Annotated in this window: 12 protein-coding genes; 9 read left to right on the forward strand and 3 right to left on the reverse strand. The window is 52.2% G+C overall.

Annotated elements, in window-relative coordinates; genetic code table 11:
* Positions 1-4: 4 nt before the first annotated feature.
* The 4 genes from DEF47_RS23310 (at position 5) to DEF47_RS23325 (ending at position 5852) form a co-directional block, all read left to right on the forward strand.
* Positions 5-1372 carry a VWA domain-containing protein gene (locus DEF47_RS23310; protein WP_012191737.1) on the forward strand — a complete coding sequence of 456 codons (1368 nt, stop codon included), beginning with the start codon at positions 5-7 and terminating at the stop codon, positions 1370-1372.
* A gap of 80 nt (positions 1373-1452) precedes the next feature.
* Positions 1453-3099: a protein phosphatase 2C domain-containing protein gene (locus tag DEF47_RS23315; protein WP_012191736.1), complete on the forward strand. Its 1647-nt coding sequence runs from the start codon at positions 1453-1455 to the stop codon at positions 3097-3099.
* Positions 3100-3111: 12 nt separating this feature from the next.
* Entirely contained in the window at positions 3112-4359 is a 1248-nt protein-coding gene (locus DEF47_RS23320) for a vWA domain-containing protein (RefSeq protein ID WP_012191735.1), read from the forward strand.
* 227 nt (positions 4360-4586) lie between these two features.
* Entirely contained in the window at positions 4587-5852 is a 1266-nt protein-coding gene (locus DEF47_RS23325; protein ID WP_012191734.1) for a vWA domain-containing protein, read from the forward strand.
* A 79-nt stretch (positions 5853-5931) separates the two neighbouring features.
* On the opposite strand, the gene DEF47_RS23330 is transcribed toward DEF47_RS23325, so the two are convergent.
* Complete coding sequence (locus tag DEF47_RS23330) at positions 5932-6705, reverse strand: TspO-related membrane protein (protein ID WP_012191733.1); 774 nt, start codon at positions 6703-6705, stop codon at positions 5932-5934.
* A 110-nt stretch (positions 6706-6815) separates the two neighbouring features.
* Between DEF47_RS23330 and DEF47_RS23335 the strand changes: the two genes are divergently transcribed.
* The 4 genes from DEF47_RS23335 (at position 6816) to DEF47_RS23350 (ending at position 10570) form a co-directional block, all read left to right on the forward strand.
* The gene (locus DEF47_RS23335; RefSeq protein WP_012191732.1) at positions 6816-7073 is read left to right on the forward strand and encodes a hypothetical protein; all 258 of its coding nucleotides are present in this window, start codon (positions 6816-6818) and stop codon (positions 7071-7073) included.
* A gap of 61 nt (positions 7074-7134) precedes the next feature.
* A complete protein-coding gene (accC, locus tag DEF47_RS23340) occupies positions 7135-8901 on the forward strand; it encodes an acetyl-CoA carboxylase biotin carboxylase subunit (protein WP_012191731.1) in 1767 nt (588 codons plus the stop codon).
* Positions 8902-9113: 212 nt separating this feature from the next.
* Positions 9114-10058: a malate dehydrogenase gene (gene mdh, locus DEF47_RS23345; protein WP_012191730.1), complete on the forward strand. Its 945-nt coding sequence runs from the start codon at positions 9114-9116 to the stop codon at positions 10056-10058.
* 59 nt (positions 10059-10117) lie between these two features.
* The gene (locus tag DEF47_RS23350; RefSeq protein ID WP_012191729.1) at positions 10118-10570 is read left to right on the forward strand and encodes a tetratricopeptide repeat protein; all 453 of its coding nucleotides are present in this window, start codon (positions 10118-10120) and stop codon (positions 10568-10570) included.
* A 240-nt stretch (positions 10571-10810) separates the two neighbouring features.
* Here the strand turns inward: DEF47_RS23350 and DEF47_RS23355 are convergent, their stop codons facing one another.
* Together DEF47_RS23355 and DEF47_RS23360 are read right to left on the reverse strand one after the other, a co-directional pair.
* Complete coding sequence (locus DEF47_RS23355; RefSeq protein ID WP_012191728.1) at positions 10811-11389, reverse strand: hypothetical protein; 579 nt, start codon at positions 11387-11389, stop codon at positions 10811-10813.
* Entirely contained in the window at positions 11390-11977 is a 588-nt protein-coding gene (locus DEF47_RS23360) for an ANTAR domain-containing response regulator (RefSeq protein ID WP_012191727.1), read from the reverse strand.
* Positions 11978-12175: 198 nt separating this feature from the next.
* Here DEF47_RS23360 and DEF47_RS23365 point away from each other — a divergent pair, with 198 nt between their 5' ends.
* Complete coding sequence (locus tag DEF47_RS23365) at positions 12176-12463, forward strand: HU family DNA-binding protein (protein ID WP_012191726.1); 288 nt, start codon at positions 12176-12178, stop codon at positions 12461-12463.
* Positions 12464-12578: the final 115 nt, after the last annotated feature.

The following is a 12578-nucleotide window of genomic DNA, read 5'->3' on the forward strand; positions in this document are numbered from 1 at the left end:
GCCTATGACGAGCTTAGATCTCAGGCTCACCCTTTCACGTAGCAGCGTGCCCGCAAACACTGGCGAACAAGTTTTGTATGTTTTAGCTGAGGTTGTTGGTCAAGGCAAAACCAACCAGCGTGCGCCGGTGCATTGTGTGTTGTTGGTCGATTGTTCGCCCTCAATGCGTGTGCCAATCGCTGATGCGGCCTTGTTTCGCGAATTAATGCGCCGTGGTGCTGCCCATGAGGTTATGCTCGATGGCGTGCCAGTCTGGAAAATTCGCGATGATTTGATGGATGAGGTGCGGCGACGCGCTCAAAGCCCAAGTCGTTGGCTGGGGCAGGCCGTGCGTGGCGCAGCTGAGCGCCTAAATGCCGATGATCAACTTTCGATCATCGGCTTTGCTGAAAAAGCTCATGCAGTGCTCAAAGCCAAATCGCCAACCGATGTGGTGCGCTTGGAAGGCTCAGTCGCCATTCTTGAACGCGGCGATCTTGGCCGGAGCACCCGGCTGGCTCCAGGCTTGCGCAGCACGATCGATCTGCTTGATAGCATGCCCAGCACTGGTTTTTCACAACGGATCGTTGTGCTAACTGATGGCTTTGTTGAAGATGAACAACAAGCCTTTGCCTATGCTCGCCATCTGGCTGCCCGCTCAATTCCGGTCTCGACGATTGGCCTGGGGGTTGAGTTTCAAGAGCAATTGCTGATGAGCTTTGCTGATCAGAGCGGTGGTCAATCCAGTTTTATCACCGACCCCAGCGACCTGCCTAATTTGCTTGATGTGGAGTTTGGCAAGGCCCATGCGATTATCGCTCAAAAGGCGCGGCTTGATTTGCGGCTCGCTCACGATGTCCATATCAAACGAATTTTACGCATTAGGCCAGCCTTGGGCGAAGTACCAATCCCTGAATTTGAGGCTGGTTCGGGCAGTTTAAGTTTAGGCTCAATCGAACAACGGGCTAAAGCTGCTTGGTTACTCGAACTGCGCATCCCTGATCATGTGCCAAATATTTATCGTTTGTTGCGGCTTTCGTTGCAGGCCGACGATCCCCAAGGCCAAAGTTTGGAGCCAATTAACCGCGATGTGGTGGTCGAATATCATCCGAATGCCGACCAGGCGCTCAACCCAGAGCTTGTAGCGATTTTGGAACGGGTGACGGCATGGCGCTTGCAAAACAAAGCGCTGGAGCAAGCTGCTCAGGGTGATCAAGCTGGAGCAACTCGCCAATTGCAGGCCGCAGTCACCCGCTTGGTCGATTTGGGCGAGCATGAATTAGCCAAACAAACTGCTGCGGCCAGCCAAACCTTGCAAGAAACTGGCCAAATTAACCCTGAGCAAACCAAAACCTTGCGCTATGCAACCAGAAGATTGACAGAAGAACGATAATCAGAAACATTCAAGTCATGTTATTCGTCCAAGAACAAGGAATTTTTTGTTGTTCTAGACCTATTCAGAGGAGTTGACCTGTGTCTGAGCCGACTCAACCGATGACTGGTGGAACCCAACCTCTCAACCCCGTCAACCAGCCAGAGGAACACGAACCCTTTGCGATTGGCACTGTGTTGAAGGATATTTATCGGGTAACCGCCTTGCTGACCGATACTCCAACCTTGCGCGTCTATCGCGTGGCGCTGTTGGAGCCATGGGATCATTGCGCTCGTTGTGGCGCAGCCTTACAAGCGAGCGATCAGTTTTGCGAAGAGTGCGGGGCGCAGGTCGAAGAACAAACTGCTCTGTTACAAGAAACTCCGGCGGCCCAGCCAATTGGCGCAGCTTTGCTTGATGATTTACCCGATGACCCCGCCCGCGCTGCCTTGCCCACCGTGCGCGAGGTCTTTGTGGGCGAAGATTCACGGTTTGCGGTGCTGCCCGATGGTACGAGCTTAGTGCGTTTCGACACGTTGCTGAGCGAACCAAATACCTTTGTTGATCAAACTGATGCTGTTGATATTGGAATTCAAGTAGCCCGCGCCTTAGCCTATTTGCATCGCCACGGGTTGGCGCTAGGCCAATTAACCTTAGCTGATTTGGCTTTGACCAACAAGCGCGAAATTAAACTGGCTGATGCTGGCGCGATTCGCCGTTCGTTGGGCAAAGAAGATCAACTTGATGATGTTGAGCATTTAGGTTTGGTGCTAGAAAAAATGGCGGGAATTCAGCGCCAAACTCGCCGCCTTGATGATTCGAATAATCCTTCGCCGCTCGATAGCGCTTTTGCCACAATTTTGAGTGATCTCCGCGCCAAGCGCATCACCGATGCTAGCATTTTGGCCCAAACCCTCGAAACCCTGCTGGCCGAACAAGCTACGCCGATCAGTTTGCGAGTACGGACTGGCTATGCTACCGATGTTGGCATGATTCGCGATCATAACGAAGATAGCGTGCTGACCTGGGATTTACGCCTGAACTGGGATGCCAAGCCAGTCAACGTTGGTCTGTATGTAGTGGCTGATGGTATGGGTGGTCACGAAGGCGGCGAGGTTGCTAGCGGTTTGGCGATCACGACTACTGCTCAAACCCTCGTGCCAACCTTGCTTGATCCGCAGTTACATGCTGGGCCAGTTTCGAGCAAACACCTCGCCGAATTGGTCAAGCAAGCAGCATTTCAAGCCAACCAAGCGGTTTACGAAGAAAGCGTGCGCCGCAAAAACGATATGGGTACGACCCTGACCATGGCGGTGGTTATCGGCGATCGGGCGATTGTTGGCAACGTTGGCGATAGTCGGACTTACCTTTATCGCGATGGCAAATTGCAGCGCATCAGCAAAGATCACTCGTTAGTCCAGCGCCTAATCGATATTGGCCAACTTGATCCTGATGATATTTACACCCACCCCCAACGCAACGCCATTCTCAAATCGCTTGGCGATAGCGGCGACCCTGGCACCGACACGTTCGAGGTGCAATTACAGCCTAACGATGCGCTATTTCTCTGCTCTGACGGCATGTGGGAAATGGTGCGCGACCCCAAAATGGCGGCACTTTTCGCTGAACATGCCAACCCCGCCGATCTCTGCGATGCCTTGATTGAGGCTGGTAATGCTGGTGGCGGCGAAGATAATATCAGCGTGGTGGTGGTGCGTTTTGATGCCCTTCCAATAGTTCAACACTAAGAGGATGGAATAATGACTGAACCTGTAGCACTTTCAGCAGTTTGGAGCCGCGAACCTTTGCCAAGCGGCACCAGCCAAGTTAATTATGTCTTGATTCAGGCCAAACCACATCATGTGCCGACTGTCCAAGCGGCTCCGCCACTCAACTTTTGTTTGGTGCTTGATCGCTCTGGTTCGATGGCTGGCGATAAAATTCAACATTTGCGCGAAGCTGTGCGTGAAATTGTGGCCAACTTACGTCCAATCGATGCCGTGAGCATTGTGTTGTTCGATGATACCTTGGAAGTTCTCGTGCCAGCCCGTTTGGCCGACGATCTCCCAGCCTTGCAAAATGCGATCGAATCAATCGGCGAGCAAGGTGGCACGGCCATGTCGTTGGGCTTGCAAGCAGGCCTTGCCGAATTGCAAAAATTCCAGGCCGCCGATCGAGTTGGCCGCGTGCTGCTTTTGACCGACGGCCAAACCTGGGGCGATGAAGATACCTGCCGCGATTTAGCCAAACAAATTGGCGATTTAGGCGTTTCGATCACAGCACTGGGCTTGGGCACTGAATGGAACGAGGCCTTGCTCGACGATTTGGCTACCGCATCCAACGGCGAATCGGATTATATTGCCGACCCCAGCCAAATTAGCAAATATTTCCAACAAACCTTGCAAAGCGCCCAAACTACCACCGTGGTCAATGCGCGGTTGCTGTTGCGTTTGCTGCCTGGAGTTACCCCACGCGCAGTTTATCGCGTCCAGCCAACGATCGCCAACCTTGGCTACAAGCCGATTGGTGAACGCGAAGTCACGGTCAGCATTGGCGAAATTGCTGGCGATGGAGCCAGTGTTTTGGTCGATGTGATGCTGCCAGAGCGTGAAGCGGGTACGTTCCGCATCGCCCAAGCTGAATTGCAATACGATGCCCCAGTGCTTGGTATCAAAGAAGGCAAAATTAAAATTGACATTCCTTTGAGCTTTAACGTCGATCCCAAGGCCAGCGTGGTCAATCCGCCAATTATGAACACGGTCGAAAAAGTGACCGCCTTCAAATTGCAAACACGGGCACTTTCCGAGGCCGAGGCCGGCAATATTGGCAGCGCAACCCAAAAATTACGCGCCGCCGCCACCCGTTTGCTCGATTTAGGCGAAACTGAGTTGGCCCAAACCATGGAACAAAGTGCCCAACAACTTGAGGCTGGTGGTCAAATCGCAGCCGCTGATCAAAAAGCCCTGCGCTACGCCACCCGCAAACTAACCCAAAAATTAGAAGAGTAATCGAGGGCTATAGACTTTGGGCTATTGGGCTGTTGGCTATGTGTAATAGTTTGTCGCATTAACAACGGCCAGCGTTCCCTCACCCCCTGACCCCCTCTCCCGCACGCGAGGCGAGGGGGAACCACTCCAGGATTTCTCCCCTCTCCCGCCGCCGTGGGCGAGGGGTCGGGGTGAGGGAACGAGAACACTCAATCTATGTTCTATGTTCTCTATAAAGGAGATCACCAATGGCAGGTGAAGTTCAATTAACTGGTACGTTGGCTCGACCGGCGTTGCCAGCCTTGCAAACCCAGCAGGTTGTTTATTTACTGCTGGATATTACGGCAACACCAGCGGTTGCTCACGTTCAAATGCCAGTTAATGTGAGCTTCGTGCTCGATCATAGTGGCTCGATGAAGGGCGACAAAATGCGCTGTGTGCGCGAAGCTACCCAACGCGCTCTGGGCTTGATGGGGCCGCAAGATATTGTTTCGGTGGTGATTTTCGACCATCGCCGCGAAACGATTATCAGTGCTCAGCCTGTTCGCAACGTTGCTGCCTTACAAGCTGAAGTTGGTAAAATCAAAGATGCAGGTGGTACAAAAATCGCACCTGCGCTCGAAGCTGCCTTGAATGAAATTCGCCGTAGCCAAAATGCCAATACGATCAGCCGCATTATTTTGCTGACCGACGGTCAAACCGAGGGCGAACGCGATTGTTTGCGCTTGGCCGAGGAAATTGGCAAAGCTAGTGTGCCATTGACGGCACTGGGCGTTGGCGACGATTGGAACGAAGATCTGTTGATCGAAATGGCGAATCGCTCAGGTGGCGTTGCCGAATATTTCAGCAATCCCAACGATATCGCCTCGTTCTTCCAAGGTGCGGTGCAGCAAGCCCAATCGGCGGTGGTGCAAAACTCAGCCTTGACCTTGCGCTTTGTGCAGGGAGTTGAGCCACGCGCCCTTTGGCAAGTAACCCCATTAATTCAACAATTGCCCTATCGGCCAATTAGCGATCGGGCGGTTGGCGTGAGCCTCGGCGATATTTCCAAAGACGAACATCGGATGGTGCTAATCGAAATGCTGGTTGATCCCAAGCAGGCGGGCCAATATCGGCTGGGCCAAATCGAGGTCAACTACGATATTCCTCAAATGCAGGTAGTTGGCGAAAAAGCTCGCTACGATGTCATGTTGAATTTTGTGGCTGATCCGGCTCAGGCAACCGGAGTTGTGCCCCAAGTGATGAATATTGTTGAAAAGGTCAGCGCCCACAAGCTGCAAACTCGGGCCTTAGAAGATTTGGCCGAGGGCAATATTGGTGCAGCGACCCAAAAGCTTCAAGGTGCTGTGACCCGCTTGCTCAACCAAGGCGAAACCGAGCTAGCCCAAACCATGCAACAAGAGATCGAAAATCTACAAACCAATGGGCAAATGACCTCAGCTGGTCAAAAAACCATCAAATTTGGTACCCGCAAAACCGTGCGGCTCAGCGATTTGGATCTACCAAAAAGTTAGTAACCGCTAAGAACGCCAAGAGCACGAAAAATCAATGTCAAAGATTTCTTCGTGCTCTTGGTGTTCTTTGTGGTTTCAGCTACGCCATAGCTTTGCGTCGTTGCGTTGGCAAGCTACGAATGAGCGCCAGCCCAATCAACAAGGCAATCGCAACTGCCGCGACAATTGCTGCATTCATCACTAATGGGAAGGCTGCTTGTTTAACTGCAATGCCGATGAACGCCCACAACAGCACGCCATTATAGGCAATATCGCGTTGGCGCAGGGTAATGAAGGCTGCCAAACAAACCCCAATTACCAACAAAATCACCGTCCAAACTGAATCGCTGAGTGGGCCGCCGCGCCAACCAGCATCGTAGAGCACAATCGTGGCATTGGCGATGGTTGCCACCGTAGCCCAACCCAAGTAAATGGAAAACGGCGTATGAATCAGCCAACGATCAGCGGTGCTAGCTTCAGCACGAACGCTGCTCAACTGGCGATAAATCATAATCAGCGAAACTAACAAACCAATAATTAACACGATTGTGAGTGGGAATTGCAAATAGTGCCAAGCGAAAATCCAAGCGCTATTGAAGCCACATGAGGCCACGAACCACCAGCCAATTTTAGCAATGGCTGGATTATTGGCCTGCTTAGGCAATGCTTGATAAACTGCGAAGGCGCTAAGGCCCAAATAAATTAAGCCCCAAATGCTGAAAACATAGCCCGCTGGCACGAAACGCACTGGAAACGAATCGGAGATCGTGCCAGTATCAAGCCCGTTGATCGGCAAAATATTGGCTAAGGCGTTGATCACAATCGTCGCGATAATCGCTGCCACATTGGCAAAGCGCAAAACCTTGCTGTTCATCAGAGACTCCTTATTTGACTGAAATTCTGCTTGCTCTGATTGGTTTAACGCAAAGATCGGACCAATGGATGGATATTGGCATCCCCCGCCGAGTGGAGTATAATAGCGCTATGAATATGATTGTGACAAGCGCAACAATGCCTAGCGATGCAGAACTAGCGGCACTCAGTGCGGCAGTTGTCAGTGTGTTGGCCGAGGTTGTAGCCGAGCCAGCGATCACGGTCGCGCCCAATACCTGGCAAGCCTCAGCCAAGCTTTCACGCCAAGGGCTGCGGCCAGCCCGCACTGGTGTCCGGCCACGCTGGGCCACCATCGAACGTTTACGCCGACGAGCAGCTGGCGGCTTTTACGGCATTACGGGACTCTAATTTCGCATACGGCAATGATTAACGTAAGACTTGCCATAGCACAACGGAGTTGCAACGGCATATGAGTTTCGATACAGTGCTGATCGCCAATCGCGGCGAGATTGCCCTGCGCGTGATGCGGGCATGCAAGGAATTAGGTTTACGCACCGTCGCCGTCTACTCAGAAGCGGATCGCGATTCGCTCCACGTCCGTTATGCCGACGATGCCTTTTTGATCGGTCCCCCTCCAGCAGTCCAAAGTTATTTGCAAACTGAAACAATCCTCGATGTTGCGCGGCGCAGTGGCGCTGGCGCGATTCACCCTGGCTACGGCTTCCTCTCGGAAAATACCGATTTTGTGCGCACTTGTGATGCGGCGGGCATTGCCTTTATTGGGCCAACCGCTGATGCCATGGATTTGATGGGCGGTAAAATTCACGCTCGTCAAGTGGCTTTACGTGCTCATGTCCCGCTGGTTCCAGGCACAACCGAGGCGGTTGAAAGTGTCGCCGAAGCCCTTGAACTTGGCGAACAATATGGCTACCCAATTGCCATCAAAGCTAGTGCTGGCGGCGGTGGCCGTGGCTTGAAGGTGGCCTACCAGCCTGAAGAAGTTGAATTTGCCTTCGAAAGTGCACGTCGCGAGGCCGAAGCGGCTTTCAAAAACGGCGAATTGTTTGTTGAAAAATATGTGCTCGATCCACGCCACATTGAAATTCAGATTCTGGCTGATCAATATGGCAATGTGGTGTATTTGGGCGAGCGCGATTGTTCGGTGCAGCGTCGCCACCAAAAATTGATTGAAGAAACTCCATCGCCAGCAGTTTCGCCTGAATTGCGCCGCACCATGGGCGAATGTGCTTTGCGCTTATGCCGCGAAACGAGTTATGTTGGCGCTGGCACTTTGGAGTTTTTGCTAGCCCCCGATGGTCAATTCTATTTCCTCGAAATGAACACGCGGATTCAAGTTGAGCATACTGTGACCGAAATGGTTACGGGCATCGATTTGGTGCAAGCCCAACTCCGCATCGCCCAAGGCGAAAAGCTTTGGTTCACCCAAGAGGAAATTCAGCTACGCGGCCATGCGATTCAATGCCGGATCAATGCTGAGGATGCGGCGGCAGGTTTTCGCCCAGCGCTTGGCACGATCAGCGCTTACAACGAACCTAAAGGCTATGGCGTGCGGGTCGATGCTGGGGTTGAGCAAGGCACAACCATTCCACCATACTACGATTCGATGCTTGCCAAATTGGTGACTTGGGGTGCAACTCGTGGCGAAGCCTTGCAACGCATGCGCCGTGCCCTCAACGATTACACGATCGAAGGCATTACCACGGTGATTCCTTTCCATAAATTGGCTTTGGCTGAGCCAGCTTTTGAGCATGGCGATGTGACGGTGAGCTTTATTCCACGCTATTTGGAAGCAAAACTCAAGCAATTGCCAAGCGCCACGCCGAGCACTACCGAGCCAGCCGCCGAGCAACCTAGCCGCGAATTAATGGTTGAGGTCAATGGGCGACGCTTTGCTGTGCGCGTTGCTGGCGAAGGTTTGAATACACCAATTGCTAGCAATAAAGCGGCTGCGCCAACCCGCCATCGCGCTGCCAACAAAAAGCGTGAAGTTGCGACAGATCCCAATGCAGTGATTTGTCCAATTCAAGGTACAATTGTGGCGATTAAAACCAGCGTTGGCGCGGCGGTTGAGGCTGGCCAAGTGGTGTTTGTCGTCGAAGCAATGAAGATGGAGAACGAAATCGCAACTCCACGGGCTGGTACAATTGCTACAATCAATGCCGAGGTTGGCAAAAGCATCGAGGCTGGCAGCGTGCTAGCAACCCTCGAAGCATAAATGAGGCTATCGATAATCCCTCACCCCCAGCCCCTCTCCCACTGCGGCGGGAGAGGGGAGTTAGGTAGGTGCTTCCCCCTCGCCTGCTGGGCGGGAGAGGGGCTAGGGGGTGAGGGAACTTATTACGGTTAAGGCGCAAGCGTGAGAGATGGGTCGTAGACGCATCTCCGACACTTGAATCGTAACCACAGCTTGATATTTTGGAGGCATGTGTGGCTAATCGTAAGAAAGTAACCATCATCGGGGCTGGATTTGTTGGCTCAACCTGTGCACACTGGTTGGCAAGCAAAGAACTCGCCGATGTTGTTTTAGTCGATATTGTTGAGGGCATTCCTCAAGGCAAAGGCTTGGATTTACTACAATCAGGGCCAGTTGAAGGCTTTGATGTCAGCGTGATCGGCACCAACAGCTATGAAGAAACCACCGATTCAGATGTGGTAATTTTGACCTCAGGTGCGCCACGCAAACCAGGCATGACCCGCGAAGATTTGCTCAAAATCAACGCTGAAATTACCAAATCAAACATCGAAAAGGTTGCCAAAACCTCGCCTAACGCTTGTATCATTGTGGTCAACAACCCAATGGACACGATGACCTACCTCGCTCGCGTGGCTTCAGGCTTCCCCAAAGAGCGCGTGATGGGTCAAGGTGGCGTGTTGGATGCAGCTCGCTATCGCACTTTCTTGGCGCAAGAATTGAATGTTTCAGTTGAAGATATTCAAGCCATGTTGATGGGCGGCCACGGCGATGAAATGGTTCCATTGCCACGCTACACCACGGTTTCAGGGATTCCTGTAACCGAATTTATCAGCGCTGAACGCTTGAACCAAATCGTCGAACGCACCAAAAAGGGTGGCGGCGAAATCGTTTCATTGCTCAAAACTGGCTCAGCCTACTATGCTCCTGCCGCTGCTACCATCCAAATGGTTGAAGCGATCTTGAAGGATAAGAAGCGTGTTCTGCCAGCCGCTGCTTATCTCGAAGGCGAATATGGCATTAACGATCTCTACTTCGGCGTGCCAGTTGTTTTGGGCGCTGGTGGTGTTGAAAGAATTCTCGAATTGCCATTGAGCGACGACGAAAAGGCCTTGATGGCCAAATCAGCCGACTTGGTTCGCAGCTCAGTCGATACCTTACGCACCTTGATCGATTTCTAATTGATCGTTTGGTTGCAAGCAGCGCTGTGGTTTTTGGCCACAGCGCCCTTTTTTAAACAATGACGCTTGAAACTGCCCAAAATGCTCGTTTGCGTGGCGATTATGCGAGCGCTATGCAGATATTGAACCAACTGCTCGCCGCTGACCAAGCCAATCTGGCGGCGCTAGTTGAGCGTGGCCGCGTATATGCCGAATTGAATGATCGCGAGCAAGCCCAATCCCATTTTGAGCACGTTTCGTTTGCCGACCCTGAGGGCGAGCTTGGTGATGCAGCGCGACTTGAATTATTGCGTTTGTTGGCTCCGCCAAAAATCTTGTTTCCCCCTCGCCGCAGCCAACCTTCTGAACCCAAAACTCCGCCCAACCCTTGGGCTTTGCGCCTCGTACTCGTTTTAGTGTTAATCAGCCTAATTTGCTCAATCGCTGGCATCGGCCTGACCCGCAAGAACGTGCAGCAACGCTTTATTCAAGTTACCCCAACCGTTGGGGAAAATATAAAGTATGAAGTATGAAAGAAATTCAAAAGTCAAAAGTCAAAAAGGACGAGGCTTTAACGCAGAGGCGCAGAGTATCGTAGAGGTAGAGGTAAGTGATCGGGTTTGGGAAATAGCCGCATTCGTGCTCTTCGTGTCCTTCGTGGATCAATACTTTAACAAAGAGCACAAAGTAACCAAATAAGCCGATCTGTATAATTCTTGCGCCTCTGTGTTAATATCAGTTCCTAATCCCGCCTCTATGTTCTATGTTCTTACTCAGGGTAAATCGCGATTAGCCAAAACCAGCACTTGCTCGGTTAAATCGGCGAGGCGCGAGTCGATAGTTTCGGGGCGAATTGCCAAATCGTCGCGTAAGTAGTTAATTTGCTCGTTGAGGCCTTGGATGGCCGCGCGAACTTCATCGCTAACGAGGGGAAAAGCTGCATCTAAATCGGCTTGGGCCAAATCAAGTTGCGCTTCAACATTGCTGGTTTGCAAATCGTGGTGGGCGATCCGCGCATTTTGAATGCGGATGGTGGCCCGTAACAAGTGTAAACTCCCAACCGTAAACTCCAAATCGCGGCGCAACGTTACCAACTCCAAGGAAATCGTATCTTCGGGGAAGACGATAACCGTGGGCGTGGCCGGTAGCGGGGTTGGGGCAGGGGCAGGCAGCACTTCGGTGGCAGCGGCCTTGAGCACAGTTGGGGTAACGACTTGGATGATAGTTTGAGTGGGTGGATCAGGTTGGAGGGCTAAAGCCAACAAGCCGCCCAAAAAGGCGGCCAGCAATAAAGGCAACGTCGCCCGCAGCACAGCGACCAGTTGTTGCTGAGAGGGGCGACGCAGCATCACTTACTTTTGTTGCTCCATCTGGTTGGCCAACAGCAAGGCCGAGGCAACTTCGCGCATCGACTTGCGGGTATTCATGCTCAACTGCTGAATCTTGCGGAAGGCTTCCGACTCCTTCAGCCCTTGAGAATCCATTAACATACCCTTGGCGCGTTCGATAATCTTGCGAGTTTCGAGCGTTTCCTTCAGGTCGCCGACTTGTTGTTCGAGGGTCAGGAACTCTTCAAAACGGGCGCGGGCAATTTCGAGTGCTGGCATCAAATCGCTATCGCGAAAGGGCTTGCTGAGATACCCCACAACACCAGCGTCGCGGGCGCGCTCGACCAACTCTTTGTCGCTGTGGGCGGTCAAGAGCAAGACCGGGGCAATTTTCTCTTCAGTCAGCACTTTGGCTGCCTGGATACCATCCAGTTTGGGCATTTTGATGTCCATCACCACTACGTCGGGGCGTAGTTCGCGGGCAAGGTTGATAACGCTCACGCCATCACCAGCTTCCCCAACGACAAGATAGCCGAGGCCAACTAACGTTTCACGCAGATTCATGCGAATCAGCGATTCGTCATCGGCGATGACAATGCGTGTCTGTGGCATACGGTTTCCTCCGGGTGCTTAATCGGTCATCGTAGCTTCGATGAATGTACGCAAGTATAGCATGCTGCGGTATTCAGGGCAAGCAACCATAATGAGTAAATTGGCCTATCTAATGGGCTAAAATGTTCCACAGCGCTTAATCCTTATGGTATAATCGACGGTAATGATTGTAGCTTCGCTAGGATTAAGGAGCGTGCAATGCAAAAAATCGAGTTCATTGCTGAGGTCGCTGAACGCACCGGCATTTCTAAAAAAGAGGCACGCCGCGTTGTCGATGCTATGTTGGATGTGGTCAGCGAGCGCTTGCAAGCTGGCGAAAAAGTGGTCTTGACTGGGTTTGGTACCTTTGAAGTCCGTGAGCGCCAAGCTCGCCAAGGGGTCAACCCCAAAACCCGCGAACGTATGACAATCGAAGCTACCAAAACCCCTGGCTTCTCGGCCAGTAATAGCTTGAAACTGCTGGTTCGCCAAGGCAAGCCTGAGTAGCACGCGTCGTAGCAGATGTTGCTTTGAGCGACCGCCAATTGCTTGCGGTCGCTTTCTTGTGTTATAACCCTAGGGTGATATGTTTTCACGATTCTTTAGTCGAAAGGGGTCTCAC

Origin of the sequence: Herpetosiphon sp., from assembly GCF_003512625.1 — a bacterium.
Taxonomy (GTDB): domain Bacteria; phylum Chloroflexota; class Chloroflexia; order Chloroflexales; family Herpetosiphonaceae; genus Herpetosiphon; species Herpetosiphon aurantiacus.